The sequence below is a fragment of the Pseudomonas urmiensis genome, from assembly GCF_014268815.2.
Lineage (GTDB): Bacteria > Pseudomonadota > Gammaproteobacteria > Pseudomonadales > Pseudomonadaceae > Aquipseudomonas > Aquipseudomonas urmiensis.
Genome location: NZ_JABWRE020000001.1, coordinates 3,917,107 through 3,942,179 on the forward strand (window position 1 = coordinate 3,917,107; position 25,073 = coordinate 3,942,179).

Sequence of the window (25,073 nt, forward strand, 5' to 3'; positions counted from 1 at the left end):
CTCTAATTCTTCGCAACGGCGGGTTGGGCCGTCGTCGGTGCAATCGGTTCCCGCCAGCCAACAGCCAATCCGTTGGCGTAGCGCAGATCAATGCGGGCGATGTTGGTGATCTGCTCTTTGAGTGTCTTGTCGTAAATGGCAATGAAACGGCGCATCTTCTCCACCAGATGGTCGCGCCCCAACAGCAGTTCGATACCGGGGCCGGCGCTACCGGCACCGGTGGTCAGGAACCAACTGCCTCGCTCGCGCAGCTCCAGGCGAGCGATGGAAAAGCCCATGGGGCGCAGCATCTGGCTCAATACCTGATATTGCTGCATGACTTGTTGCTGAGCGCGCTGCGGCCCGAACAGCTGCGGCAGGTGCTCATAGTTGGCCAGCTCACGCGGGGTGAACGCCTGGCCCTGGTTGTTGAGCAAGGCTTCATCGCCCCAGCGCGCCACCGGCAGTTGCTCTTCGAGGCGGATCACCACCTCGTCGGGCCACACCCGGCGTACTTCGGCGTGCGCGATCCAGGGCATCTGCTCAAGCTCGGCGCGCATGGCGCTGAGGTCGACGCTGAAGAAGCTCGCGGCCACGTAGGGGGCGATTCGCTGCTGCACTGCTTGCTGGCTGATGTAGCTCAGATCACCTTGCACAGCGATCTTGGTAATCGGTCGGTCGGCATAAGGCATCAGGCGCACGGCGCCCTCATAAGCGCCAAAGCCGGCAGCCACCAGCAATACCGGCCACAGCAGGCGCTTGAGGCCACCCAGGCTTGGCCGCGGCAGGCGCGCCGATACGGGCTCGTCGGCCACCAGTCGGCTGGCACCTCGCGGCACCGGCTTGCTACGGCCGGTAACGGGTTGCTGCTGACGTATCATCGCGCCTTGCATGCTTGCTTAACCTCGCGTCCCAACGCTTTCGGCCAGGATCGCCAGCACCAATTGCTGGAAGTCCAGACCGGCCGCGCGGGCCGCCATGGGCACCAGGCTATGATCAGTCATGCCCGGTGCGGTGTTGACTTCGAGCAGCCAGAACCGGCCCTGCTCGTCCTGCATCACGTCCAGCCGGCCCCAGCCTTCGATGCCGATGGCATCGCAGGCGCGCGCGGTCAGGTCGATCAGTTCCTGTTCCTTGGCACTGTCCAGGCCGCACGGGATGCGGTACTGGGTGTCATTGGCGATGTACTTGGCGTCGTAGTCGTAGAACACGTGCGGCGTGCCCAGGGCGATCGGCGGCAGCACCTGGCCACGCAATACGGCGATGGTGAACTCCGGGCCGTGGATCCATTGCTCGACCAGGACTTGCGAATCGTACTTGGCGGCGTCTTGCCAGGCGGCGACCAGCTCTTCAACGCTGTTCACCTTGGCCATGCCGATACTTGAGCCTTCATGGGCGGGTTTGACGATCAGCGGGAAGCCCAGTTCCGTACCGGCGGCAACACAATCGTCTTTGCTACCCAACACGGCGTGACGCGGCGTTGGAATACCCAGGCTCTGCCACACCTGCTTGGTGCGCAGCTTGTCCATGGCGAGCGCCGAAGCGAGGATACCGCTGCCGGTGTAGGGAATGCCGAGGCACTCGAGCAGGCCTTGCATGCTGCCGTCTTCACCGCCACGACCGTGGAGAATGATGAAGGCGCGATCGATCTTCTCGCTTTGCAGGCGAGTGAGCAGGTCGTCGCCGACATCGATGGCGACCACGTCGACTCCAGCGCTGGTCAGCGCGTCGATCACTGCGGCGCCTGATTTCAGCGACACCTCACGTTCGGCGCTCTTGCCGCCGTAGAGCACGGCGACGCGGCCGAACGCCTTGACGTCCAGGGTCGAGTGCAGCTTGTCGTAGGCGCTGGTCATTTGGACTTCTCCTGCTTAACTACGGCGCCAGCGAACAGCGGGCTTTTCATCAGTTGCGGGGCCAAGCCACCGATATCACCAGCCCCCTGACAGAGCAGGATGTCGCCGGCGCGCAGCAGCGGCTTGACCAGCGGCGCCAACTCCACACCTCGTTCGATGTAGATCGGATCGAGCTGGCCACGTTGACGAATGCTGTGGCACAGCTGGCGGCTGTCGGCACCGGGAATCGGTTCTTCACCGGCCGGGTAGACCTCCATCAGCAGCAGCACGTTGGCATCGGCCAGCACCTGGACGAAATCGTCGTACAGATCGCGGGTACGGCTGTAGCGGTGTGGTTGGTAGACCATCACCAGACGCCGGCTTGGCCAGCCACCGCGCACCGCCTTGATCACCGCGGCGACTTCAGTCGGGTGGTGACCGTAATCGTCGACCAGCATCACGCTGCCGCCGTCGACCGGCAGTTCGCCGTAGACCTGGAAGCGTCGACCCACGCCCTGGAAGCCAGACAGCCCCTGGACGATGGCGGCATCGCTGATGCCTTCGTCAGTGGCGATGGCGATGGTCGCCAAGGCGTTGAGCACGTTGTGGTTGCCTGGCATGTTGACCGATACCTCCAGCGGCTCGCAGTCGCGGCGCAGGACGGTGAAGTGGGTCTGCATGCCCTGCTGGCGCACGTTGATGGCGCGAATGTCGGCCTCTTCGCTGAAGCCGTAGGTCACCGTCGGTCGCTTGACCTGCGGCAGGATCTCGCGCACCACCGGATCGTCCAGGCACATCACCGCCAGACCGTAGAACGGCAGGTTGTGCAGGAACTCGACGAAGGTTTTCTTCAACTTGTTGAAGTCGCCTTCGTAGGTAGCCATGTGGTCGGCGTCAATGTTGGTGACCACGGCAACCATCGGCTGCAGGTGCAGGAAGCTGGCGTCGCTCTCGTCCGCTTCGGCGATCAGGTAGCGGCTGGCGCCGAGCTGGGCATTGGTGCCCGCTGCGGTCAGACGACCACCGATGACGAAGGTCGGGTCCAGGCCGCCAGCGGCGAACACCGAGGCCAACAGGCTGGTGGTGGTGGTCTTGCCATGGGTGCCGGCAACGGCGATGCCGTGGCGGTAGCGCATCAGCTCGGCGAGCATCTCGGCACGCGGCACCACGGGAATGCGCCGCTCAAGTGCGGTGGCGACTTCCGGGTTGGCCGGGTTGATCGCGCTGGACACCACCAGCACATCGGCATTGGCGGCGTTCTCGGCGCGGTGGCCGACGAAGATTTGCGCGCCGAACGACTCCAGGCGCTCGGTAACCGGCGAGGCCTTGAGGTCGGAGCCGGACACTTCATAGCCCAGGTTCAACAGCACTTCGGCAATACCGCACATGCCCACGCCGCCGATACCGACGAAGTGGATACGGCGGATACGGCCCATTTTTGGTTGGGGAATGGCTTTCTGGCTTTCAACCATGGGCCACCTCCAGGCAGATATCGACCACGGTGCTGGTTGCGGCAGGCTTGGCCAGGCGCCGTGCGGTGCCAGCCATGGAGTTGAGTTTCTCGGGTTGCATCAGCACCTCGTTCAGGCGTTCAGCGAGCTGCGCTGCGCCAGTTGTCGCTTGTGGCATCAGGAAGGCGGCGCCTTCACGAGCCAGATAGTTGGCATTGTGGGTCTGGTGGTCATCGATGGCGTGGGGCAAAGGCACCAGCATCGAGGGCAGGCCTGCCGCAGCGAGTTCGCTGACGGTCAGGGCACCGGCCCGGCACACCACCATATCGGCCCAGCCGTAGGCGTGGGCCATGTCCTTGATGAACGGCTCGACCTGAGCCTCGACCCCGGCTTCGCGATATCGCTCGGCGGTGATCGGCGCATGCTGCTTACCGGCCTGGTGGAACACCTCTGGCCGAAGGTCTGCAGACACTTGCGACAGGGCGTTAGGCAGCAATTTATTCAATGGTTCCGCACCGAGGCTGCCACCGAGTACCAACAAGCGCGCACGGCGCTCGGCCAGCGGTGCGCGCTGGGCGTCGAGGAACAGTTCCGGGCGCACCGGATTGCCCGTGGTACGGCGCTTGTCGCTGGCCGGGAAGGTGTCCGGGAAGGCTTCGCAAACCCGCGCTGCCAGCGGCACCAGCAGGCGATTGGCAGTACCGGCGCGAGCGTTCTGCTCGTGGATCACCAGCGGTACGCCGCACAGTTTTGCCGCCACTCCACCAGGGCCAGTGACATAGCCGCCGAAACCGATCACGCAGACCGGCTTGAGCTGGGCGATGATCTTGCGCGCCTGCAACACAGCCTTGATCAGGGTGAACGGCGCCTTGAGCAGCGACAGCTTGCCCTTGCCGCGCAGGCCAGTGACCTGGATCAGGTGCAGCGCCAGGCCAGCCTGGGGCACCAGCTCGTTTTCGATACCGCGTGGGGTACCCAACCAGTGCACGCTATAGCCGCGCGCCTGGAATTCACGGGCGCAGGCCAGCGCCGGGAACACATGCCCGCCAGTGCCGCCTGCCATGATCAGAACGTTTTTACCGTCAGCGGCCATGAGCGGTCTCCTCGGCAAAATCGCTTTCTTTGAATTCGTGCTCTTCACTGCCCAGGTGCGTGCGACTTTCCCATTCGATGCGCAGCAACAGCCCGACACAGGCACAGCAGATCACCAACGAGCTGCCGCCGTAACTGAGGAACGGCAAGGTCAGGCCCTTGGTCGGCAGCAGGCCGACGTTCACCCCGATGTTGATCAGGAACTGGCCGATCCACAGGAACGCCAGGCCGAAGGCCATGTAGGCGGCGAAGAATTGCTTGGCCTTCTCGGCCCACAGGCCGATGTACAGCGCGCGCACTGTGACGAACACGAACAGCGCCACGGTGCACAGGGTGCCGACCACGCCCAGCTCTTCGGCCAGTACCGAGAACACGAAGTCGGTGTGCGCCTCAGGCAGGTAGAACTGTTTCTGCACGCTGTTGCCCAGGCCCACGCCCAGCCATTCGCCGCGACCAAAGGCGATCAGCGCCTGGGTCAACTGGTAGCCGGAACCGAACTGATCGGACCAGGGGTCGGTGAAGGTGATCAGCCGCGCCATTCGATAGGGCTGCGCCTGCACCAGGACAAATACCGCAACCACCGCCAGCACCACCATCAGCGAGAAGCGGAACAGCCCCACCCCGCCGAGGAACAGCATCGCTGCGGCCGCGCCCATCATCACCACGGTGGCACCGAAGTCCGGTTCCATCAGCAACAGTCCGGCCATCGGCAGCAGCACGATGAACGGCTTGAAGAAGCCCATCCAGCTCTCACGCACTTCCTGCTGGCGACGCACCAGGTAGCCGGCCAGGTAGATGACCACGAAGACCTTGGCGATCTCCGATGGCTGGACGTTGAAGAAGCTGAAGCCGATCCAGCGCATCGAGCCGTTCACTTCACGGCCAATGCCCGGCACCAGTACCAGGAACAGCAAGCCGAAGGCGGCCAACAGCATCATGAAGCCCATGCGCTGCCAGGTGGCGATCGGCACCAACATAGTCACCCCGCCGGCGACCAGGCCAATGGCCACGTACACCAGGTGGCGGAACATGTGGTAAAGCGGATTGCCGGACTGCACGGCGGCCACTTCCGAGGAGGCCGAGGTGATCATCACCAGGCCCAGGCCGAGCAGTGCCAGGCAGCCCGCAAGGAAGGCGAAGTCGAGGTCGATGCCACGGCCACTGATCAGCGGCGACGGGTATGGCTTGAGGATGCCGAAGATCATGCCAGCCCCCCCGCCGCCTGGGCGAACAGGCGCCCACGCTCTTCGAAGTTCTTGAACATGTCGAGGCTGGCGCAAGCCGGCGACAGCAACACGGCATCGCCAGGCTGGGCCAGTTCGGCGCATTTCTGGACGGCCTCGTCCAGGGTCTTGACCCGCACCAGCGGCACGGCGTCACCCAGCGTTTGCGCCAGGCGCTCGGCATCGCGGCCAAGCAACACCACGGCGCGGCAGTAGCGCGCAATGGGCTCACGCAGCGCGGCAAAGTCGGCGCCCTTGCCGTCACCGCCAGCGATCAGCACCAGCTTGCCTTGGATATCGGCGCCCAAACCTTCGATGGCCGCCAGGGCGGCACCCACGTTGGTCGCCTTGGAATCGTCGTACCAGTTCACCCCATTGCGCTCGCGCACCCACTGGCAACGATGGGCCAAGCCGCTGAATTCGCGCAGTGCTGCCAGCATCGGCGCGAACGGCAAGCCCACGGCATGGCCCAGGGCCAAGGCCGCCAGGGCATTGCTGTGGTTATGCGCACCGCGAATCTTCAGCTCGCGCACCGGCATCAGGTTCTGGAACTCGAATGCCAGGTATTTCTCGCCATCGACTTCACGCAGGCCAAAGGCCTTGAAGTCGGGGGCGTTCAAACCGAAGCTCCAGCATGGACGGCCTTCGACCGGCAGTGGCCGGGTCAGCGCGTCCTGGCGGTTGACGACCACTTGATTGGCGCCACGGAAGATCCGGTGCTTGGCCAAGTGGTAGGCCGGCAGACCGCTGTAGCGATCCATGTGGTCTTCACTGATGTTGAGTACGGTCGCCACTTCGGCGTTGAGCTGATCGGTGGTCTCCAGCTGGAAGCTCGACAGCTCCATGACGTACAGCTCGACACTGTCATCGAGCAGGTCCAGCGCTGGCGTCCCCAGGTTACCGCCGACTGCCACACGCTTGCCTGCCTTGGCGGCCATCTCGCCGACCAGGGTGGTTACCGTGCTCTTGGCGTTGGAGCCGCTGATGGCAATGATCGGTGCCTTGGCGTTGCGGGCGAACAGTTCGATGTCGCCCGACAGCTTGACGCCGCGGGCTGCCGCTTGCTGCAGGGCCGGAGTGGCCAGGGCCAGGCCCGGGCTGACGTACAGCTCGTTGGCGCGGCAGAGGAAGTCGACGTCAAGCTCACCACAGCGTACTTCCACCTGCGGGTATTCCCGGCGCAGGGTTTCCAGTTCCGGCGGTTGCTCGCGGGTATCGGCGACCGCAAAGGCAATGCCCCGGTTCGCCAGGAAGCGAACCAGGGACATGCCGCTCTTGCCGAGGCCGACAACGATGCGGAATTGGTCGGAAGCGATCAGTGACACGCTCGTCTACCTCAGTTTCAGGGTTGCAAGGCCGATCAGCACCAGAATCACCGTGATAATCCAGAAGCGGACGATCACCCGTGGCTCAGGCCAACCCTTGAGTTCAAAGTGGTGGTGGATCGGTGCCATGCGGAACACGCGCTTGCCGGTCAACTTGAAGGAGGCGACCTGGATCACCACCGACAGGGTTTCCATGACGAACACACCGCCCATGATGAACAGCACGATTTCCTGGCGCACGATCACGGCGATGGTGCCAAGCGCTGCGCCCAGCGCCAGTGCGCCGACGTCGCCCATGAATACCTGGGCCGGATAGGTGTTGAACCACAGGAAGCCCAGGCCCGCACCGATCAGCGCGCCGCAGAACACGATCAGCTCGCCGGCGCCCGGCACGTACGGAATCAACAGGTACTCGGCGAACTTCACGTTACCCGACAGGTAGCAGAAGATGCCCAGTGCACCGCCGACCATCACCGTCGGCATGATCGCCAGGCCATCGAGGCCGTCAGTCAGGTTGACCGCGTTGCTCGAACCGACGATGACGAAATAGGTCAGCACCACGAAGCCGATCCCCAGGGGGATGGTCAGGTCCTTGACGAACGGCACGATCAGCGTGGTCTCGACGCTGGTCGGCGCGGTCATGTAGAGGAAGATCGCCGCGCCCAGGCCGAACACCGATTGCCAGAAGTACTTCCAGCGGCTCGGCAGGCCACGCGAGTTCTTCTCTATCACCTTGCGGTAGTCGTCGACCCAGCCGATGGCGCCGAACAGCAGGGTGACGATCAGCACCACCCAGACATAGCGGTTGGTCAGGTCAGCCCAGAGCAAGGTGCTGATGGCGATGGCAGACAGGATCAAGGCACCGCCCATGGTCGGGGTGCCGGACTTGGACAGGTGCGATTGCGGGCCGTCATTGCGCACAGCCTGACCGATCTGACGGACTTGCAGGGTACGAATCATCCACGGGCCCAGCCACAGCGACAGCGACAACGCAGTCAGTACCCCGAGAATCCCGCGCAGGGACAGGTACTGGAAGACCGCGAAGCCTTTGTGGAACTGCTGCAGATACTCAGCCAACAGCAAAAGCATTAATGTTTCTCCCCGCTGGCACCACACAATGCCGCCACGACGTTTTCCATCGCAGCGCTGCGCGAGCCCTTGATCAAGATAGTGGTGTCGCTGGCGCTCTCACCGCGAACGGCGTCGATCAGCTCAGCTTGAGTAGCGAAATGACGGCCATTGGCGCCGAACGCCTCGACCGCATGTGTCATGTTGGTCCCTACCGCGTACAAGGCGTCGACCTTGCCGCGTGCGTAGTCGCCCACCTGCCGGTGGCCTTCCTCCGCCCATTGACCCAGTTCGCCGATATCCCCGAGCACCAGGACGGTGCGTCCGGAAAAGCCGGCGAGTATATCAATGGCGGCGCACATCGAGGTGGGATTTGCGTTGTAGCTGTCGTCGATGACCCGCACGCCATTGGGCGCAACTTGCGCCACGGTACGTCCCTTGACCGGCTGCACCGCGTTCAAGCCAGCGGCGATCCCCGGCAGGCTGACCCCCAGGGCATGCGCGGCGGCGGCCGCGGCCAGGGCATTGCTGACGTTGTGGGTGCCGAGCAGGTTCAACTGCACCGGGACCGAACCGGCCGGACCGTGCAGGGTGAACGATGGGCAACCGCGCTCGTCGCGACCGACGTCGCTGGCGTGGAAATCTGCCTGGCTGTTAGCCAAGGCAAAACTGAGGATGGCGTGGTTGCCGGCACGTTTTTGCCAGATCGCAAAGGCCTTGTCGTCCAGGTTGAGAATGGCCGTGCCGCCCTCGCCCAGGCCTTCAAGGATCTCGCCCTTGGCTTCGACGATTTTTTCCGGACCACCGAACTCACCGACATGGGCGGTGCCGGCGTTATTGATGATGACCACCTGCGGCTGGGTCAGGCCAACGGTGTAGCGGATCTCGCCGATGCGCGAAGCGCCCAGCTCGATCACTGCCGCCGTATGCTCGGCGCCGATTTCCAGCAGGGTCAGCGGCGCACCGAGATCATTGTTGAGGTTGCCACGGGTGGCCAACACCGGCCCGCGCGTGCGCAAGATGGCGGCCAGCAGTTCCTTGACCGTGGTCTTGCCGCTGGAACCGGTAATGGCTGCGACCGGCTTGTCGAAGGCGGCGCGGTTCAGCGCACCGAGCTGGCCGAGGGCCAGGCGGCAGTCGGCGACGACCAACTGCGGCAGATCGACATCGGCAACTTCGCGCTCGACCAGAGCCGCCACGGCGCCTTTGGCCTTCACGTCGGCCAGATAATCGTGACCATCGAAACGTGGTCCGGCGAGCGCGACGAACAGCTGGCCATTGGTGACCGTGCGACTGTCGATGCTGACCCCGCTGAAGCTGATGTCAGTACCCACCAGGCGCGCTTGCAGTGGCGCCGTCAGTTGGCTAAGGGTCATGGGCTTAAGCATGTGGAGCCTCCCAGGCTGCTAGTGCCTTTTCGGCTTCGACCAGGTCGGAGAAATCGTGGCGCTCGCCGTTGATCTCCTGGTAGTCCTCGTGCCCCTTGCCGGCCAGGACGATGACATCGTCGGCTGCGGCGGTGGCGATCAGGTGGGCAATGGCCGCGCCACGGCCGGCGACGAATTCGACGGCACCAGGTTGGGCGAAACCAGGGCGGATATCGTCGAAGATCAACGCAGGATCTTCAGTACGCGGGTTGTCGTCGGTGACCAGCACGCGATCCGCCAGGCGCTCGGCCACTTCGGCCATCAGTGGACGCTTGCCACGGTCACGGTCGCCGCCGCAGCCGAACAGGCACAGCAGCTTGCCATGAGCATGTGGGCGCAGGGCTTGGAGGACTTTTTCCAAGGCGTCGGGCGTGTGCGCGTAGTCGACCACGACCAACGGCTTGTCGCCGCCACCCAAACGCTGCATGCGCCCGACCGGGCCTTGCAGTTTCGCCGTGACCTTGAGGATTTCGTCGAGCGAGTAGTCCAGGGCGAGCAAAGCGGCGACCGCCGCGAGCATGTTGCTCAGGTTGAAGCGCCCCAGCAGCTGGCTGCGCAGGATGCTTTCACCTTGCGCCGTCACCAGGATGGCACGCACGCCATCGTCGTCGAACGTGGCTTCGCGGCAGAACAACGAAGCCTCGGGGTTTTCCAGGCTATAGCTGAGCAGGCGCGTTTCGACGTGATCGGCAGCCGGCTTGCGGGCGAAATCGGCCGCCAGGCGGCGACCGAACTCATCGTCCAGATTGACCACTTGGGCGCGCAGGTTGGGCCAGGCGAACAACTTGGCCTTGGCCGCTTCATAGGCCTGCATGCTGCCGTGGTAGTCCAGGTGGTCACGCGACAGGTTGGTCATCACCGCGATGTCGAAGGCGAGCGCGGCAACCCGGCCCTGCTCCAGCGCATGCGACGAGACTTCCATGGCCACGGCCTTGCCACCGGCTTTCTTCAGGTCGTATAGGGTCGCCTGCACGGCAATCGGGTCAGGCGTGGTCAGGCGACCGCTCTGCAGTTCGCCGTAGAATCCGGTGCCAAGCGTGCCGATCAGCCCGCAACGCTGACCCAACGCATCGAGCGCCTGCGCCAGCAACTGGGTAACGCTGGTCTTGCCGTTGGTGCCGGTGACGCCAATCAGATTGAGCTGACGGCTCGGCTCGCCGTAGAAACGCCCGGCAATCTCCGACAGCTGGGCGATCAAGCCCTTGACCGGGATCAGCGGCGCGTCAGTGATCGGCAGTACGGTTGCACCCTGCTCTTCATAGGCAACGGCGGCAGCGCCACGGGCCAAGGCATCGGCGATGTGGTCGCGGCCGTCGACCTTGGCCCCTGGCACAGCCAGGAACAGGTCGCCTGGACGCACGGCGCGGCTGTCCAGGGTCAACTCACGGATCAGCGGATCGCGGCTGGCATGGGCGAACAGCTTGCTCAGTGGCATTGTCATCAACCACGCCCTCCTTTGGCGACTGCGGCGTTGACCTGCTGCGGCGCGGCAGGCGTTGCGGGTGCAGGCGGCGGCAGGTTGTCTGGCGGTACGTTCATCAGGCGCAGGGTGCCCGACATCACTTTGCTAAAGACCGGCGCCGAGACCAGGCCGCCGAAGTAGCCACCCTTGCTCGGCTCATCGATGACCACGACGATCGCATAACGCGGATCGCTCATCGGGCCGAAGCCGGCGAACAGCGAACGGTAGGCGTTTTCGGTGTAGCCCTTGGAGCCGACGGTCGCCTTACGCGCGGTACCGGACTTGCCACCGACGTGATAGAACGGCACCTGCGCCCGGTATACACCGCGCGGCGCTTCAATGACCTGCTGGAGCATGCCCTGGATGGTTTCGGCGGTCTCCTTGGGCACCACTTGGGTGGACTCAGGGGTCTTGTCGACCTTGACGATGCTCAGCGGCACCATCTTGCCGTCGTTGGCCAAGGCGGCGTAGGCGTGCACCAGTTGCAGCGCGGTGACCGACAGACCGTAGCCGTACGACAGGGTCGCAGTCTCGGCCTTGCGCCATTCACGGTGGTTAGGCAGGTTACCCACGCGCTCGCCCGGGAAGCCCAGGCCGGTGTACTGCCCCAGGCCCAGCTGCGACATGACCCGGTAGATGGCTTCACCGCCGATATCGAAGGCGATCTTGCTCATGCCTACGTTGGAGGAGTTGATCAGGATGCCGGTCAGGTCGAGGATCGGGCCCTCGCTGCGCGACACGTCCTTGATGGTGTAGCGGCCAATCTGCAGGCTGCCCGGGTAGACCTCGACCTTGTCGGTCGGCTTCCAGCGCCCGCTTTGCAGGGCGGCGCTCATCGACAGCGGCTTGACTGTCGAGCCTGGCTCGAACACGTCGATGATCGCCCGGTTGCGCATGGCGGCCGGGAACATGCTGCGACGGTTGTTCGGGTTGTAGGTCGGCTGGTTGACCATGGCCAGCACTTCGCCGGTCTTGACGTCCATGATCACCAGGCTGCCGGCCTTGGCTTCCTGTTCGGCGATAGCGTTACGCAGCTCGCGGGTGGCCAGGTATTGCAGGCGCAGGTCTATCGACAACGCCAAGGTCTTTCCGGCCTTGGCGTTTTTGGTTACCTGGATGTCTTTGATCAGCCGGCCGCGCCGGTCCTTGATCACCTGGCGCTTGCCGGGCACCCCGGCCAGCCATTCGTCGTAGGCCAGTTCCACCCCTTCGCGGCCGTGGTCGTCCAGGTCGGTAAAGCCGACCATATGCGCGGTGACATCACCGGCCGGGTAGAAACGGCGGAACTCTTCCATGCCGTAGACACCCGGGACTTTCAGGTCCAGCACTTGCTGGCCTTGCTCTGGGGTGAGGCCGCGTACCAGGTAGATGAATTCTTTGTTGGCCTGCTGGGTAAGACGCTCGGTCAACTGCTGCGGGTTTTGCCCGAGCACGGCAGCCAATTGCGCCCAACGGTCTTTGTAGGGCTGCATTTCCTTGGGGTTGGCCCACAAGGTGGTGACCGGGGTACTCACCGCCAGCGGTTCGCCGTTGCGGTCGGTGATCAGCCCACGGTGTGCCGGAATCTGGATATGGCGCAGGCTGCGCGCATCGCCCTGGCCCTTGAGGAAGGCACGATCGACCACCTGCAGATCGATGATCCGCCAGCAAATGGCGCCGACCATCAGTGCCAGCAAAGCGATCACGACGCGGAAGCGCCAGGGGTAGAGTGCGCCTTCGAGCTTCATCATGGCGCCACCATCCGCACTTCGTCAGCGGCAGGCACGCGCATCTTCAACTGCTCGCTGGCCAGGCTCTCGATGCGGCTGTGGGCAGTCCAGGTGCTTTGCTCAAGAATCAACCGGCCCCATTCGGCCTGGGCTTTGTCGCGCTCGCTCAGTTCGCCGTACAGGGCATTGAGCAACTGGCGATTCCAGTGCGCGCTGTAGGACACGGCGATCGCTGAAACCAGCACACCGACAAACAGCAGGAGCATCAGGAAGCTACCGCCTGGCAAAGGTTTGGCAAATAGCCGGCTCACCGCAACTTCTCCGCCACCCGCATGACGGCGCTGCGCGCCCGCGGGTTGGCCTTGAGTTCGGCATCGGAGGCGAACTGCGCCTTGCCGATCAAGCGGATCTTCGGCTCGAAGACTTTGTGCTGCACCGGCAGGTTGCGCGGCAAGTTGTCTGCCTCGCCCTTGACCAGTTTGCGCATGAACAGCTTGACGATACGGTCTTCCAGAGAGTGGAAGCTGATCACCACCAGGCGGCCACCGACTTGCAGCGCATCGAGCGCCGCTTCAAGACCGGCTTCAAGATCGCCCAGCTCGTTGTTGACGTGAATCCGCAGGCCCTGGAAGGCGCGGGTCGCCGGGTTCTTGCCCTTTTCCCAGGCTGGGTTGGCGACCTTGAGCACTTCGGCAAGGTCGGCGGTACGGGTGAACGGCTGTTTTTCGCGGCGCTCGACCACGGCACGGGCCATACGCCCGGAGAAACGCTCTTCGCCATATTCCTTGAAGACGCGGGCGATTTCTTCGACCGGGGCAGTGGCAATGAACTCGGCAGCGCTGATGCCCTGGGCAGGGTTCATGCGCATGTCCAGCGGGCCGTCGTTGAGGAAGCTGAAGCCGCGCTCAGGGTCATCGAGCTGCGGCGAGGACACGCCCAGGTCAAGCAGCACGCCGCTGACCTTGCCCGCCAGGCCGCGCTCGGCCACTTCCTGGCCCAGCTCGGCAAAGCTGCGTTGCACAATGACGAAGCGGCCGTCTTCGGCCGCCAGCGCTTGCCCGGTGGCAATCGCTTGTGGATCTTTGTCGAACCCCAGCAGCCGGCCCTGCGGCCCTAACTTGCTGAGAATCAGGCGGCTGTGACCACCCCTGCCGAAGGTGCCATCGAGATAGCAACCATCGTCGCGCAGGGCCAGTGCCTCGACAGCTTCGTCGAGTAGCACGGTGATGTGGTTGAAGCCGCTATCTATCGTCACAGGATCAGGTCACGCAATTCATCAGGCATGGCGCCCGGTTGTTGGATAGCTGCAAGATCGGCTGCCGAAACTGCGTTCCAGGCATCCTCATCCCACAGCTGGAATTTGTTCAGCTGCCCCACCAACATCGCCTTCTTGTCGAGCTTGGCGTACTCACGCAGGCGGGGCGGTACCAGGAAACGCCCACTGCCATCGAGCTCCAGGTCAACCGCATTACCGATCAGCAAACGCTGGAGGCGGCGGTTTTCCTCACGCAACGACGGCAAGGCGCGCAACTTGGCTTCTATCTGTTCCCACTCATCGAGGGGGTATACGCAAATGCAGGGATCGACCGCATCAATGGTCACGATCAACTGCCCTTGGCAACGCGAATCGAGCTCGTCACGGTACCGACTCGGCATGGCGAGTCTGCCCTTTGCATCGAGGCTGACGGCGTTGGCTCCGCGGAACACGGCTGCGATTCCCCACAATGTTAGCGTTTTTGTGTCAGAAAACCCACTTCATCCCACTTTCTGCCACTTGCGCACACTATAGGAATCCGCCCGCCACACCGTCAAGGCACGCTCGTAGGGAAATCCCTTACAGGACGGCGATTTAGCGTAACAATGAGAGGAAGAAGGAGTATCGGCGGGTAAATCTGAGGAAAAAAATCGCGCACACTCAGTCGGATAGAGTGCGAAGTTAAAGTGATTTATTAAGAGTAAGATTTTTTCGGTATTACCAATGCGTTCCTGCTATCGATTCAAGCAGGGAGGGATAGGTGGAGAGTCGATCTGTAAGCCGGGTTTTGTCGAGGACAGTCATTCCTCTACGACGGCCATCACTGGACGCCTCTAGCAACCTACCCGGTTCCGACGCGGGCCACGCCTAATGGAACCCTATTTGGTCTTGCTCCGAGTGGGGTTTACCTAGCCACGAACTGTTGCCAGACGTGCGGTGCGCTCTTACCGCACCTTTTCACCCTTACCGGCACCGAAGTGCTTAGGCGGTTATTTTCTGTGGCACTTTCCGTAGGCTCGCGCCTCCCAGGCGTTACCTGGCACTCTGCCCTATGGAGCCCGGACTTTCCTCCCCCCTCTTTTGCGGAACAAAAGAAGGCAGCGACTGTCCGATCGACTCTCCGCCGACAAGGTTAACGGCAGGCGCGCTCAAGAACAAGTGATATAGCAGCTATATCGCCAAGCCGAGCGCGCTTTACTGGCTGATTATCGAGCAAGCCTGTTCGGGCACCAGCAAATAATTCGAAACACTCAATTGAATTGCAGCAAGCCATTACTGAGCTTTTTGCTTTTCCAGCGCGGCCTGATAAAGCAGGTTTTTCCGCACACCGGTAATTTCTGCTGCCAAAGCAGCCGCACGCTTGAGCGGCAACTCCGCCAACAGCAGGTCCAGCACCCGCTGCGCCTCGTTACTGATCGCCTGCTCATCCTCTGGCGCACTCCACCCACCTACCAACACCACGCACTCGCCACGCTGCTGGTTGCTGTCGCCAGCGACGAATGCGCGCAGCTCACCCAAGGGCAAACCCTTGAGAGTCTCGAAGGTTTTGGTCAGTTCACGTCCCAGCAACGCCGGACGATCAGCACCGAACACGGCCTCCATATCTTCGAGGCACTCAAGAATACGGTGCGGTGCTTCATAGAAAATCAGCGTGCGCGGCTCTTCCTTGACCAGTTCCAGGCGAGCGCGGCGCCCGGCGGTCTTGGCTGGCAGGAAGCCTTCGAAAATGAATCGGTCAGACGGCAGCCCGGCAGCGGACAACGCCGCGATCAGCGCGCAAGCGCCCGGCACTGGCACCACCTTGACCCCAGCGGCACGCGCCTGGCGCACCAGGTGATAACCCGGATCGGAGATCAGCGGCGTGCCCGCATCGGAGACCAGCGCCACATCGTCACCCGCCAGCAGTCGGGTAATGAAGCGCCCGCCTTCGTCACGCTCGTTGTGCTCATGACAGGCAGCCAGGGGGGTATCGATACCGAAATGCTGCATCAGGCGCACCGAATGGCGAGTATCCTCGGCAGCGATCAGGGCGACATCGGCCAATACCTTGAGCGCCCGCGCGCTCATGTCATCGAGGTTGCCGATAGGCGTGGCGACGACGTACAGCGTACCGGTGGTGGATTTCGAAGCCCCTGCTACATCTGTCACTGCGCACACCTGTCTTTCGGATCAAAGGCGCCATTGTAGCCCGAGCCTTGGCAATAGGGCGCAATGAACTTCACCGGCGCACGCCCTCAAGCGACCTATAGTGAAGGTTCGGCATCAGCAACATCGCGCCCCGGCCAGTGGTTGGGTACAATTGCCGGCCAACTTGATCGAGTAACAGGACCTTTACATGATCGCTTGCCTGCGGCTGCTTACAGCCCTCTGCCTCGCTGCCCTGCTGGCAGCTTGCGCCAGCTCGCCCTCATCCAGCCTGGGCGAACTCCCGCGCACCCCGGATGCCAGCATCGAGCAGTTGCTCGACAAGGCAGCCAACAGCAAGTCGCCGGAGGACGCCGCCCTGCTGCGCCTGAGCGCCGCCGACCTTGCCTACAAGCAGAAGGACTACCCACGCGCCGCACGCATTCTCGAGCAGGTGCCACTGGATCCACTCAAGCCTGCCCAGCAAGTGTTCGCCAGCACTCTCAGCGCTGAGCTGGCCATGAGCCGTAACCAGCCCAAGGCCGCCCTGACCGCCCTCGCCCACCCGAGCCTGCAGCGCCTTGGCGAGCTGCCCGAAGAGCAACAGGTGCGCACCTATAGCGTGCACGCCGCGGCGCTCGAGGCCGATGGCCAGACCCTCGCCGCTGCCCAGCAGCGCGTAGCGCTGACGCCACTGCTCAGCGGTGAGGCCGCCAGCGCCAACAATGACGCGATCTGGGCACTGGTCGCCGCATTGCCGGCCGAGCAACTGCAACCGAGCACCGATCAAACCCTGGCCGGCTGGACCAGCCTGGCCCTGGCAGTGAAAAGCGCGGGCACCCTGGAGCAACAACAGGCCGCCATCGATACCTGGCGCACTCAGAACCCAGAGCACCCGGCGGCCAAGCAACTGCCGACCGCGCTGGTCAAGCTCAAGGAACTGGCCAGCCAGCCCCTGACCAAGATCGCCCTGCTGCTGCCTCAGGAAGGCCAACTGGCCGGTGTCGCCCGCGCCCTGCGCGATGGCTTCATGGCCGCCCACTTCCAGGCCCAGCAATCCGGTCAAGTGGTGCCAGCGGTGCAGGTCTTCGACAGCTCGCGCATCAGCTCGCTGGACGACTTCTACCGTCAGGCCCAGGCCGCTGGCGTGCAACTGGTCATCGGCCCGCTGGAGAAGCCGCTGGTGAAGAAGCTCGCCGCCTACCCGCAGCTGCCGATCACTACCCTGGCCCTGAACTACGCCGACGCCGGCCAGAAAGCCCCGCCACAACTGTTCCAGTTCGGCCTGGCTGCTGAAGACGAAGCCCGCGAAGTCTCGCGCCGCGCCCGTGCCGATGGCATGGTTCGCGCTGTCGCCCTGGTGCCTAGCGGCGAATGGGGCGACCGCGTACTGGCCGCCTTCCGCAAGGACTGGGAAGCCAATGGCGGCACCCTGCTGGCTGCCGAGCGCATCGCTCAACCGATCGCCCTGGCCCAACAGATTGCCGAGCTGTTCCAGCTGCGCCAGAGCGAAGGCCGCGCCAAGAGCCTGCAGAGCACTGTCGGTGGCAACATCGCCGCCCAACCGTCGCGCCGCCAGGACATCGACTTCATCTTCCTCGCCTCGACGCCGCAGCAGGCCCAGCAGATCAAGCCGACCCTGAACTTCCAGTACGCCGGGGACGTGCCAGTCTATGCCACGTCCAACCTGTACAGCGCCAGCGGTGACGTCAACCAGTACAACGACATGACCGGCATCCGCTTCTGCGAAACGCCCTGGCTGCTCGACAGCAGCAACAGCCTGCGCCAACAAGTGGTCCAGCAGTGGCCGCAAGCTGCCGGCAGCCTGGGTCGCCTGTATGCGATGGGCGTCGATGCCTACAGCCTGGCGCCACGCCTGGGCCAACTCAAGGCACTGCCGGACAACCGCGTCGAAGGCCTGTCGGGTAGCCTGAGCATGAATGCCAACCAGCGGATTGAACGTCAACTGCCGTGGGCAGAGTTTGCTGGCGGCCAGGTCAAGCGCCTGCCGGACACCCCGCGCTAATGCCCGACGCATCGCCCAGCCGCGCCGGCCAAGCCGCAGAGGACCAAGCCCTCGAGTACCTTCGAGGGCAAGGTTTGCAGCTAGTCACGCGCAACTGGCGATGCAAGGGTGGTGAGCTTGATCTGGTCATGCTCGACACCGATACAGTAGTATTCGTCGAAGTCCGCTACCGGCTGCACGCGGACTTCGGCGGCGCCCTCGGTAGCATCGACGGGCGCAAGCAGAAGCGACTGGCGCTAGCCGCCAACCTGTTCCTGCAGAAGGAGTCCCGCTGGGCCAATCATCCCTGCCGCTTCGATGTAGTCGCTCTGCAAGGCAGTGGCCACGCAGGCCAACCGCTGCAATGGCTGCAAAACGCCTTCGAATGCTGAACCCATTCCGAATTTTTTGCTCTATGTTTCGCGGGCTGGTCCCTGTTGCGCGTAGCAAAGGCCACCGCCCCTCTTAAGGTCACACCAGATGGACATGCAATCCCGAATTCGCCGGCTGTTTCAGGCCAGCATCGACACCAAGCAACAGGCAATGGACATCCTGGCACCGCACATCGAACATGCCAGCATGGTCATGGTCAATGCACTGCTCAACGAGGGCAAGATGCTCGCCTGCGGCAACGGCGGCTCGGCCGGCGACGCCCAGCATTTCTCCTCCGAGCTGCTCAATCGCTTCGAGCGCGAACGCCCAAGCCTGCCGGCGATCGCCTTGACCACCGACAGCTCGACGATTACCTCGATCGCCAACGACTACAGCTACAACGAAGTCTTCTCCAAGCAGATCCGCGCCCTGGGTCAGCCCGGCGACGTACTGCTGGCGATTTCCACCAGCGGTAACTCGGCCAACGTGATACAAGCGATCCAGGCCGCACATGACCGCGAAATGATTGTCGTAGCAATGACCGGGCGCGACGGCGGTGGCATGGCCTCGCTACTGTTGCCCGAAGATGTAGAGATCCGCGTGCCTTCGACGGTCACCGCGCGGATCCAGGAAGTCCACCTGCTGGCGATCCACTGCCTGTGCGATCTGATCGACAGCCAACTGTTCGGGAGTGAAGAATGATCCCCAAGCGTTTCGGCCTGATGGCCCTGACCCTGTGCCTGAGCATCTCCGGCTGCAGCTCGGTACTGACCTCGACCCGCGACAACCCCATCGAGGATGATCGCGGCACCCGTACCATCGGCAGCAAGATCGACGACTCGCTGATCGAGACCAAGGTCTCGGTCAACGTCGCCAAGGCCAACCCTGACCTGGACAAGGGTTCGCACATTGTCGTGAGCAGCTACAACGGCGTTGTACTACTGGCCGGCCAAACCCCACGCGCCGACCTCAAGAGCCTCGCCGAGCAGACCGCAGGCCAGGTGCAACGGGTCAAGAAGGTCCACAACGAGCTGCAGGTGATGCAGCCGTCGTCGATCCTGGCGCGCAACAACGATGCCTGGCTGACTACCAAGATCAAGACCTCGATGCTCGGTGACGCCAACGTCCCTGGCTCGCGGATCAAGGTGATCACTGAAAACGGTATCGTCTACCTGCTGGGCCTGGTCACCCAAAACGAAGCCAATGCCGCCACCAACGTGGTGCAGGGCGTCTCTGGCGTGCAGAAGATCGTCAAGCTGTTCGAATACATCGACTGATCAGCCACTACCATCGCGGGGCAAGCCCGCTCCCACGCGCCCTTGCTCTGAGCAATCGCGTGCGAGCGGACTTGCCCCGCGGTGCTTACACCTCGACAACTCAGGAAACACCGCATGAACAAGTACCTGCTGCCCGCCCTGCTGATCGGCGCCTGCGCCACCCTGGCCGGCTGCTCCACCCCGAGCCTGATCACCCTGAACGATGGTCGCGAGATCCAGGCCGTGGACCAACCGCACTACGACCGCAACTCCGGCTTCTACGAGTTCGAGCAACTGGACGGCAAGCGCACCCGCATCAACAAGGATCAGGTTCGCACCATCAGCGACCTCTGATAGCACGCCAGCCCGCTACGAACGTGTACGAGCGAGCCTGCCCCGCGACAGGTCAGACGCGGCAACACAAAAAAGGCGATCCATCACGGATCGCCTTTTTCGTTACTTGACCACCTTCAGACTCGGCCGGCCACTCGGACGCGGCGGCTGCCCGCCACCCTCTGGCGGACCATCGTCATCTGGCTCGACGCCTTCGTCTTCGAACTCATCTTCATCATCGCTCAACGGCGGCTCCAGCTCGAAGACCATACCCTGGCCATTCTCTCGGGCGTAGATCCCCAGGATCGCGCTGATCGGCACATACAACGAATGGGCAACCCCACCAAAGCGGCCTTCGAAGCTCACCGCCTCGTTGTCCATGTGCAGGCTACGCACTGCACTGGGGGAAATATTCAAAACTATCTGGCCATCACTGGCGAAGCCCTGAGGCACCTGGACGGCTGGGTACTCGGCGTTGACCAGCATATGGGGCGTGCAATCGTTGTCGACGATCCACTCGTACAGTGCTCTAACCAGATAGGGGCGACTGGAGTTCATCAACGGCTCCTTAAAGCTTGCGCATTTCACGTTCAGCAGCAGACAGGCTCGCCTGGAAAGGCTCACGAGCAAACTGTCGCTCCATATAATCAAGCAGCGGCTTGGCTTGCCGCGGCAATTCGATACCCATTACCGGCAAGCGCCAGAGTATGGGCAATAGACAACAATCGACCAGGCTTTGCTCCTCGCTCATGAAGCAGGCCATCTCGCCGAACAGCGGCGCAACGCCCGTCAGGCTCTCGCGCAGCTCTTTGCGCGCCTGGGTGCGGGCAGCCTCGGCGCTACGCTTGTCGAGCAGCACATCGGCCAGTGCGCACCAGTCACGCTGGATGCGATGCATGAGCAAGCGGCTGTTGCCGCGCCCGACCGGATAGACCGGCATCAGCGGCGGATGCGGATAACGCTCATCGAGGTATTCCATGACCACGGTCGATTCGTACAACGCCAAATCGCGGTCGACCAAGGTCGGTACGCTGGCATAGGGGTTCACTTCAACCAGCTTGGGTGGCAGACGACCAGGATCGACGTCGATGATCTGCACACTGATGCCCTTCTCGGCGAGCACAAGGCGCACCCGGTGAGAGTAGTGATCAGTGGGATCGGAATAGCAGGCTAACCTGTTGGTTACGCCCATGAAGCGCCTCCTCGCATGGGATGCTCGTGAAACTGAAATGCAAACGCGCCCTGGGAGGCTCTCCGCAGCTGCGGGGAGCGCCCCAGGGCGCGTTCAACTAACCAGAAATTACTGCGTGATCAGTGCACGTCCTTCCAGTATTCGCGCTTGAGCAAGTAGGCGAACACGAAGAAGAAAGCCAGGTACAGCAACACATAGGTACCAATGCGCTGGCTCTCCAGTTTGACCGGGTTGGCCGAATAGGCCAGGAAGGTCACCAGGTTCTTGACCTTCTCGTCGAACTGCTCGGGCGTCAGGGTACCGGATTTCGGCTCGATGGTCAGCTGGTCACACGCTTCATGGGTCAATGGGCTGCCCGTCAGCGGGTCGTACTGCTTCTTGCCATCGACCACACTCTGCACCTGCTTGCAGCCAATCACCTGGTTACCCTGCAAGCCGACCAGCACGTTAGGCATGCCGACGTTAGGGAAGACCTTGTTGTTGACCCCATAAGGCCGCGACTTGTCCTCGTAGAAGCTGCGCAGGTAAGAATACAGCCAGTCGTTGCCACGCACCCGGGCGACCAGGGTCAGGTCCGGTGGCGCGGCGCCGAACCAGGTCTTGGCGTCGTCCGGCTGCATGCCGATCTTCATGTGATCGCCGATCTTGGCCCCGGTGAACACCAGGTTCTCCAGCATCAGCTCATGCGGAATATCCAGATCATCGGCCACCCGCTCGTAACGCTGGAACTTGGCGCTGTGGCACCCCATGCAATAGTTGGCGAAAGTGCGCGCACCATCTTGCATGGCGGCTTTGTCGGTCAGATCGATATCGACCTTGTCCAGCTCCAGGCCGTGTTCCGCGGCAAAGGACAAGGCAGGCATCACAGCCAGGAACAATACTGCAATAAGCTTTTTCATCAGCCAGTCACCCTTTCCGGAACCGGTTTGGTCTTCTCAAGCCTGGTGTAGAACGGCATCAGCAGGAAGTAAGCGAAATACAGCACGGTGCAGACCTGCGAGAGCAAGGTCCGACCCGGCGTAGGCGCCAGCACACCGAGGATGCCAAGGATGACGAAGGACACACAGAACACCAGCAGCCAGATCTTGCTCAACCAGCCCTTGTAACGCATCGAGCGCACCGGACTGCGGTCGAGCCAGGGCAACACGAACAGCACAGCGATGGCGGCGCCCATGGCGATCACGCCGAACAGCTTGTCAGGCACCGCACGCAAGATCGCGTAGAACGGCGTGAAGTACCAGACTGGAGCGATGTGCTCGGGGGTCTTGAACGCGTTGGCCTGTTCGAAGTTCGGTTTTTCCAGGAAGTAACCGCCCATTTCCGGGAAGAAGAACACCACGGCGCAGAACACGAAGAGGAACACCACCACGCCGACAATGTCCTTGACGGTGTAGTACGGGTGGAACGGAATGCCGTCCAGCGGAATGCCGTTTTCGTCTTTTTTCTTCTTGATGTCGACGCCATCGGGGTTGTTCGAACCCACTTCATGCAGCGCCAGGATGTGCAGCACCACCAGGCCCAGGATCACGATCGGCAAGGCGATCACATGCAGGGCGAAGAAGCGGTTCAGGGTAATCCCGGAAATCAGGTAGTCACCGCGGATCCACTGGGTCAGGTCATCGCCGATCAGCGGAATCGCGCCGAACAGCGAGATGATCACCTGGGCGCCCCAGTAGGACATCTGCCCCCACGGCAGCAGGTAGCCCATGAAGGCCTCGGCCATCAGTGCCAAGTAGATCAGCATGCCAAACAGCCAGACCAGCTCACGTGGCTTCTGGTAGGAGCCGTAGAGCAGCCCGCGGAACATGTGCAGGTAGACCACGATGAAGAACGCCGAAGCGCCGGTGGAGTGCAGGTAGCGCAGGATCCAGCCGTACTCGACATCGCGCATGATGTACTCGACCGAGGCGAACGCCTCTTCCGCCGAGGGGGTGAAACTCATGGTCAGCCAGACACCGGTCACGATCTGATTGACCAGCACCAGCAGCGCCAGGGAGCCGAAGAAGTACAGGAAGTTGAAGTTCTTGGGCGCGTAATACTTGCTCAGGTGGTCTTCCCACATCTTGGTGGCGGGGAAGCGAGCATCAATCCAGTCCATGAACTTGCTCATCATGCGTTCTCCTGATCGACGCCGATGACGATGATGTCGTCCGTCTCGTATGAGTGCGGAGGCACTGGCAGGTTGAGAGGCGCGGGCTGCGATTTATAGACGCGACCCGCGAGGTCGTAGTGGGAGCCATGGCAAGGGCAGAAGTAGCCACCTACCCACTTCGGACCGAGGTCAGCCGGTGCCACTTCAGGGCGGAAGGTCGGCGAGCAGCCCAGGTGGGTACACAGGCCCACGAGGATGAGAATTTCTGGCTTGATCGAACGCACTTGCGGGTCGACATAGGTCGGCTGCACTGACGCCTTCGATTCGGGATCGGATAGCTCGCCGGCGATTTTCTGCAGATTCCCCAGAATCTCCTGCGTTCGCCGCACGATGAATACCGGCTGACCGCGCCACTCAGCAACCATCTGCTGGCCCGGCTCAACCTTGGCAATATTGACCTTCACCGGTGCACCTGCGGCTTTCGCCTTGGCACTGGGAAACCATGACCCCACGAACGGTACCGCAGCCCCCACAGCCCCCGCTGCACCCACCACGGACGTGGCGGCTACGAGGAAGCGGCGCCGGCCTGCGTTGACGCCGTCATTACTCATTCAGTCCTCTCCCATCAGCTGCTTTTGGCCTGTTGGATCAGGCCTGTATTTAGTTAAGTCTGTGGCACTAAATTTTGGTCGCCATGGTAAGAAACAAATCCACACACTGACAAGGTGATTACCCCCTGGCTGGGCTATAACCCTCTCTTTGCTTGATCTGCGTCTATGTGGCAAGTGGTCACGGACATGCTGACAGGTTAGTTCAAGACATAAAAAAAGCCCGGTTCCAAAGAACCGGGCTTTTTTCGACTGCCGAAGCGAAATTAACGCTTGGAGTACTGAGGACGCTTACGCGCTTTACGCAGACCCACTTTCTTACGCTCAACTTCACGAGCGTCGCGGGTGACGTAGCCAGCACGACGCAGAGCGCCACGCAGGGTTTCGTCGTAGGCCATCAGAGCGCGGGTGATACCGTGACGGATCGCACCGGCTTGACCGCTAACACCACCACCGGAAACGGTGACGTAGATGTCGAACTTGGCCACGTTCTCGGTCAGCTCCAGCGGCTGGCGAACAACCATGCGAGCGGTTTCGCGACCGAAGAAGGTGTCCAGAGGACGGTTGTTGATGGAGATGTTACCGGTACCTGGACGCAGGAAAACGCGAGCGGTTGCGGTCTTGCGACGGCCAGTGCCGTAATTTTGAGTCGCCGACATAATGAACTATCCCGTTAGATCTTCAGTTCTTGAGGCTGCTGAGCAGTGTGTGGGTGAGCAGCACCCGCGTACACTTTCAGCTTGCGGTACATGTCGCGACCCAGCGGGTTCTTAGGCAGCATGCCTTTGACCGCGGTCTCGATGACACGCTCAGGGGCTTTGGCGATCAGCTTGTCGAAGCTGATTTCCTTGATGCCACCTGGGAAGCCGGAGTGGGAGTAGTACATCTTGTCAGTAGTTTTGGCACCAGTGACACGTACCTGCTCGGCGTTGATAACGACGATGTAGTCGCCGGTGTCAACGTGAGGGGTGTATTCAGCTTTGTGCTTGCCACGCAGACGACGAGCGATTTCGGTAGCCAGACGACCCAGGGTCTGACCAGCGGCGTCGACGACGAACCAGTCGCGCTTTACTGTTTCTGGTTTAGCAGTAAAAGTTTTCATTATCTCTAAAGCCTCAGAGGCCGCCCAGCGAAAAATAGACGGCGAATCTTACTGGATAGTGCACAGCTTGACAAGCAAGCGCGCAGCCGGATACGGACGCTATTGGGGGCTCGGGTCGGGCACGTCCAATATTCGGCGGGGTTACTCTCGTAAGGCGGTGCAT

Annotated in this window: 26 protein-coding genes and 1 other RNA gene; 5 read left to right on the forward strand and 22 right to left on the reverse strand. The window is 62.4% G+C overall.

Translation table 11 applies throughout. The features are described 5' to 3' along the window. Positions 1-2 precede the first annotated feature (2 nt). The 15 genes from HU737_RS17585 to rsmI form a co-directional block, all read right to left on the reverse strand. Positions 3-872 (reverse strand): cell division protein FtsQ/DivIB, encoded by an 870-nt coding sequence (locus tag HU737_RS17585; RefSeq protein WP_186553873.1) that lies wholly within the window; start codon positions 870-872, stop codon positions 3-5. A gap of 6 nt (positions 873-878) precedes the next feature. Continuing rightward, on the reverse strand, positions 879-1,835 hold the full coding sequence (locus HU737_RS17590; RefSeq protein ID WP_186553872.1) for a D-alanine--D-alanine ligase: 957 nt from the start codon (positions 1,833-1,835) through the stop codon (positions 879-881). Then, a complete protein-coding gene (gene murC / locus HU737_RS17595; RefSeq protein WP_186553871.1) occupies positions 1,832-3,286 on the reverse strand; it encodes a UDP-N-acetylmuramate--L-alanine ligase in 1,455 nt (484 codons plus the stop codon). Before murC ends, HU737_RS17590 begins: the two co-directional genes overlap by 4 nt. After that, entirely contained in the window at positions 3,279-4,358 is a 1,080-nt protein-coding gene (murG, locus tag HU737_RS17600; RefSeq protein WP_186553870.1) for an undecaprenyldiphospho-muramoylpentapeptide beta-N-acetylglucosaminyltransferase, read from the reverse strand. The genes murC and murG overlap by 8 nt, the downstream gene beginning before the upstream one ends. After that, positions 4,348-5,562: a putative lipid II flippase FtsW gene (gene ftsW / locus HU737_RS17605; RefSeq protein ID WP_189661729.1), complete on the reverse strand. Its 1,215-nt coding sequence runs from the start codon at positions 5,560-5,562 to the stop codon at positions 4,348-4,350. The genes murG and ftsW overlap by 11 nt, the downstream gene beginning before the upstream one ends. Continuing rightward, complete coding sequence (gene murD, locus HU737_RS17610) at positions 5,559-6,905, reverse strand: UDP-N-acetylmuramoyl-L-alanine--D-glutamate ligase (protein ID WP_186553869.1); 1,347 nt, start codon at positions 6,903-6,905, stop codon at positions 5,559-5,561. The genes ftsW and murD overlap by 4 nt, the downstream gene beginning before the upstream one ends. Before the next feature lie 6 nt (positions 6,906-6,911). Beyond that, positions 6,912-7,994 carry a phospho-N-acetylmuramoyl-pentapeptide-transferase gene (gene mraY / locus HU737_RS17615; protein WP_186553868.1) on the reverse strand — a complete coding sequence of 361 codons (1,083 nt, stop codon included), beginning with the start codon at positions 7,992-7,994 and terminating at the stop codon, positions 6,912-6,914. Next, positions 7,994-9,361: a UDP-N-acetylmuramoyl-tripeptide--D-alanyl-D-alanine ligase gene (locus tag HU737_RS17620; RefSeq protein ID WP_186553867.1), complete on the reverse strand. Its 1,368-nt coding sequence runs from the start codon at positions 9,359-9,361 to the stop codon at positions 7,994-7,996. Before HU737_RS17620 ends, mraY begins: the two co-directional genes overlap by 1 nt. Continuing rightward, positions 9,354-10,841 (reverse strand): UDP-N-acetylmuramoyl-L-alanyl-D-glutamate--2,6-diaminopimelate ligase, encoded by a 1,488-nt coding sequence (locus HU737_RS17625; protein WP_186553866.1) that lies wholly within the window; start codon positions 10,839-10,841, stop codon positions 9,354-9,356. Before HU737_RS17625 ends, HU737_RS17620 begins: the two co-directional genes overlap by 8 nt. Beyond that, positions 10,841-12,589, reverse strand: a complete 1,749-nt coding sequence (locus HU737_RS17630) for a peptidoglycan D,D-transpeptidase FtsI family protein (RefSeq protein ID WP_186553995.1) — start codon at positions 12,587-12,589, stop codon at positions 10,841-10,843. The genes HU737_RS17625 and HU737_RS17630 overlap by 1 nt, the downstream gene beginning before the upstream one ends. Continuing rightward, complete coding sequence (ftsL, locus tag HU737_RS17635; protein WP_186553865.1) at positions 12,589-12,882, reverse strand: cell division protein FtsL; 294 nt, start codon at positions 12,880-12,882, stop codon at positions 12,589-12,591. The genes HU737_RS17630 and ftsL overlap by 1 nt, the downstream gene beginning before the upstream one ends. Continuing rightward, positions 12,879-13,826: a 16S rRNA (cytosine(1402)-N(4))-methyltransferase RsmH gene (gene rsmH / locus HU737_RS17640; protein ID WP_392464703.1), complete on the reverse strand. Its 948-nt coding sequence runs from the start codon at positions 13,824-13,826 to the stop codon at positions 12,879-12,881. The genes ftsL and rsmH overlap by 4 nt, the downstream gene beginning before the upstream one ends. After that, positions 13,823-14,278 carry a division/cell wall cluster transcriptional repressor MraZ gene (gene mraZ, locus HU737_RS17645; protein WP_186553864.1) on the reverse strand — a complete coding sequence of 152 codons (456 nt, stop codon included), beginning with the start codon at positions 14,276-14,278 and terminating at the stop codon, positions 13,823-13,825. The genes rsmH and mraZ overlap by 4 nt, the downstream gene beginning before the upstream one ends. A 308-nt stretch (positions 14,279-14,586) precedes the next feature. Further along, positions 14,587-14,946: RNase P RNA component class A (rnpB, locus tag HU737_RS17650), an RNA gene on the reverse strand. Between the two features lie 152 nt (positions 14,947-15,098). Beyond that, on the reverse strand, positions 15,099-15,974 hold the full coding sequence (gene rsmI, locus HU737_RS17655; RefSeq protein ID WP_186553863.1) for a 16S rRNA (cytidine(1402)-2'-O)-methyltransferase: 876 nt from the start codon (positions 15,972-15,974) through the stop codon (positions 15,099-15,101). A gap of 187 nt (positions 15,975-16,161) precedes the next feature. On the opposite strand from rsmI, the gene HU737_RS17660 reads away from it, so the two are divergent. From HU737_RS17660 to HU737_RS17680, 5 genes are all read left to right on the forward strand, one after another. Then, a complete protein-coding gene (locus HU737_RS17660) occupies positions 16,162-17,976 on the forward strand; it encodes a penicillin-binding protein activator (RefSeq protein WP_186553862.1) in 1,815 nt (604 codons plus the stop codon). After that, the gene (locus HU737_RS17665) at positions 17,976-18,347 is read left to right on the forward strand and encodes a YraN family protein (protein ID WP_186553861.1); all 372 of its coding nucleotides are present in this window, start codon (positions 17,976-17,978) and stop codon (positions 18,345-18,347) included. Before HU737_RS17660 ends, HU737_RS17665 begins: the two co-directional genes overlap by 1 nt. An 88-nt stretch (positions 18,348-18,435) precedes the next feature. After that, positions 18,436-19,029 (forward strand): phosphoheptose isomerase, encoded by a 594-nt coding sequence (locus HU737_RS17670; RefSeq protein ID WP_186553860.1) that lies wholly within the window; start codon positions 18,436-18,438, stop codon positions 19,027-19,029. Then, positions 19,026-19,604, forward strand: coding sequence for a BON domain-containing protein (locus HU737_RS17675; RefSeq protein WP_186553859.1), 579 nt, complete (start codon positions 19,026-19,028; stop codon positions 19,602-19,604). The genes HU737_RS17670 and HU737_RS17675 overlap by 4 nt, the downstream gene beginning before the upstream one ends. Positions 19,605-19,718: 114 nt before the next feature. Continuing rightward, positions 19,719-19,937, forward strand: a complete 219-nt coding sequence (locus HU737_RS17680) for a YgdI/YgdR family lipoprotein (RefSeq protein WP_186553858.1) — start codon at positions 19,719-19,721, stop codon at positions 19,935-19,937. 102 nt (positions 19,938-20,039) lie between these two features. Here the strand turns inward: HU737_RS17680 and HU737_RS17685 are convergent, their stop codons facing one another. From HU737_RS17685 to rplM, 7 genes are all read right to left on the reverse strand, one after another. Further along, on the reverse strand, positions 20,040-20,474 hold the full coding sequence (locus HU737_RS17685) for a ClpXP protease specificity-enhancing factor (protein WP_186553857.1): 435 nt from the start codon (positions 20,472-20,474) through the stop codon (positions 20,040-20,042). A gap of 10 nt (positions 20,475-20,484) precedes the next feature. After that, complete coding sequence (locus HU737_RS17690) at positions 20,485-21,108, reverse strand: glutathione S-transferase N-terminal domain-containing protein (RefSeq protein ID WP_186553856.1); 624 nt, start codon at positions 21,106-21,108, stop codon at positions 20,485-20,487. A 119-nt stretch (positions 21,109-21,227) separates the two neighbouring features. Further along, positions 21,228-22,007: a cytochrome c1 gene (locus tag HU737_RS17695; RefSeq protein WP_186553855.1), complete on the reverse strand. Its 780-nt coding sequence runs from the start codon at positions 22,005-22,007 to the stop codon at positions 21,228-21,230. After that, positions 22,007-23,218 (reverse strand): cytochrome b, encoded by a 1,212-nt coding sequence (locus tag HU737_RS17700; protein WP_186553993.1) that lies wholly within the window; start codon positions 23,216-23,218, stop codon positions 22,007-22,009. The genes HU737_RS17695 and HU737_RS17700 overlap by 1 nt, the downstream gene beginning before the upstream one ends. Next, complete coding sequence (gene petA, locus HU737_RS17705) at positions 23,218-23,811, reverse strand: ubiquinol-cytochrome c reductase iron-sulfur subunit (RefSeq protein WP_186553854.1); 594 nt, start codon at positions 23,809-23,811, stop codon at positions 23,218-23,220. The genes HU737_RS17700 and petA overlap by 1 nt, the downstream gene beginning before the upstream one ends. Before the next feature lie 263 nt (positions 23,812-24,074). Then, on the reverse strand, positions 24,075-24,467 hold the full coding sequence (rpsI, locus tag HU737_RS17710; protein WP_186553853.1) for a 30S ribosomal protein S9: 393 nt from the start codon (positions 24,465-24,467) through the stop codon (positions 24,075-24,077). A gap of 14 nt (positions 24,468-24,481) precedes the next feature. Next, positions 24,482-24,910 carry a 50S ribosomal protein L13 gene (gene rplM, locus HU737_RS17715; RefSeq protein WP_186553852.1) on the reverse strand — a complete coding sequence of 143 codons (429 nt, stop codon included), beginning with the start codon at positions 24,908-24,910 and terminating at the stop codon, positions 24,482-24,484. Between the last annotated feature and the right edge of the window lie 163 nt (positions 24,911-25,073).

What these genes read in the sequence shown, in the direction of transcription:
- HU737_RS17585 (WP_186553873.1), bottom strand. Translation starts at nt 872, where the DNA reads ATGCAAGGCGCGATGATACGTCAGCAGCAACCCGTTACCGGCCGTAGC.
- HU737_RS17590 (WP_186553872.1), bottom strand. Translation starts at nt 1,835, where the DNA reads ATGACCAGCGCCTACGACAAGCTGCACTCGACCCTGGACGTCAAGGCG.
- murC (WP_186553871.1), bottom strand. Translation starts at nt 3,286, where the DNA reads ATGGTTGAAAGCCAGAAAGCCATTCCCCAACCAAAAATGGGCCGTATC.
- murG (WP_186553870.1), bottom strand. Translation starts at nt 4,358, where the DNA reads ATGGCCGCTGACGGTAAAAACGTTCTGATCATGGCAGGCGGCACTGGC.
- ftsW (WP_189661729.1), bottom strand. Translation starts at nt 5,562, where the DNA reads ATGATCTTCGGCATCCTCAAGCCATACCCGTCGCCGCTGATCAGTGGC.
- mraY (WP_186553868.1), bottom strand. Translation starts at nt 7,994, where the DNA reads ATGCTTTTGCTGTTGGCTGAGTATCTGCAGCAGTTCCACAAAGGCTTC.
- HU737_RS17620 (WP_186553867.1), bottom strand. Translation starts at nt 9,361, where the DNA reads ATGCTTAAGCCCATGACCCTTAGCCAACTGACGGCGCCACTGCAAGCG.
- HU737_RS17625 (WP_186553866.1), bottom strand. Translation starts at nt 10,841, where the DNA reads ATGACAATGCCACTGAGCAAGCTGTTCGCCCATGCCAGCCGCGATCCG.
- HU737_RS17630 (WP_186553995.1), bottom strand. Translation starts at nt 12,589, where the DNA reads ATGAAGCTCGAAGGCGCACTCTACCCCTGGCGCTTCCGCGTCGTGATC.
- HU737_RS17660 (WP_186553862.1), top strand. Translation starts at nt 16,162, where the DNA reads ATGATCGCTTGCCTGCGGCTGCTTACAGCCCTCTGCCTCGCTGCCCTG.
- HU737_RS17665 (WP_186553861.1), top strand. Translation starts at nt 17,976, where the DNA reads ATGCCCGACGCATCGCCCAGCCGCGCCGGCCAAGCCGCAGAGGACCAA.
- HU737_RS17670 (WP_186553860.1), top strand. Translation starts at nt 18,436, where the DNA reads ATGGACATGCAATCCCGAATTCGCCGGCTGTTTCAGGCCAGCATCGAC.
- HU737_RS17675 (WP_186553859.1), top strand. Translation starts at nt 19,026, where the DNA reads ATGATCCCCAAGCGTTTCGGCCTGATGGCCCTGACCCTGTGCCTGAGC.
- HU737_RS17680 (WP_186553858.1), top strand. Translation starts at nt 19,719, where the DNA reads ATGAACAAGTACCTGCTGCCCGCCCTGCTGATCGGCGCCTGCGCCACC.
- HU737_RS17685 (WP_186553857.1), bottom strand. Translation starts at nt 20,474, where the DNA reads ATGAACTCCAGTCGCCCCTATCTGGTTAGAGCACTGTACGAGTGGATC.
- HU737_RS17690 (WP_186553856.1), bottom strand. Translation starts at nt 21,108, where the DNA reads ATGGGCGTAACCAACAGGTTAGCCTGCTATTCCGATCCCACTGATCAC.
- HU737_RS17695 (WP_186553855.1), bottom strand. Translation starts at nt 22,007, where the DNA reads ATGAAAAAGCTTATTGCAGTATTGTTCCTGGCTGTGATGCCTGCCTTG.
- HU737_RS17700 (WP_186553993.1), bottom strand. Translation starts at nt 23,218, where the DNA reads ATGAGCAAGTTCATGGACTGGATTGATGCTCGCTTCCCCGCCACCAAG.
- petA (WP_186553854.1), bottom strand. Translation starts at nt 23,811, where the DNA reads ATGAGTAATGACGGCGTCAACGCAGGCCGGCGCCGCTTCCTCGTAGCC.
- rpsI (WP_186553853.1), bottom strand. Translation starts at nt 24,467, where the DNA reads ATGTCGGCGACTCAAAATTACGGCACTGGCCGTCGCAAGACCGCAACC.
- rplM (WP_186553852.1), bottom strand. Translation starts at nt 24,910, where the DNA reads ATGAAAACTTTTACTGCTAAACCAGAAACAGTAAAGCGCGACTGGTTC.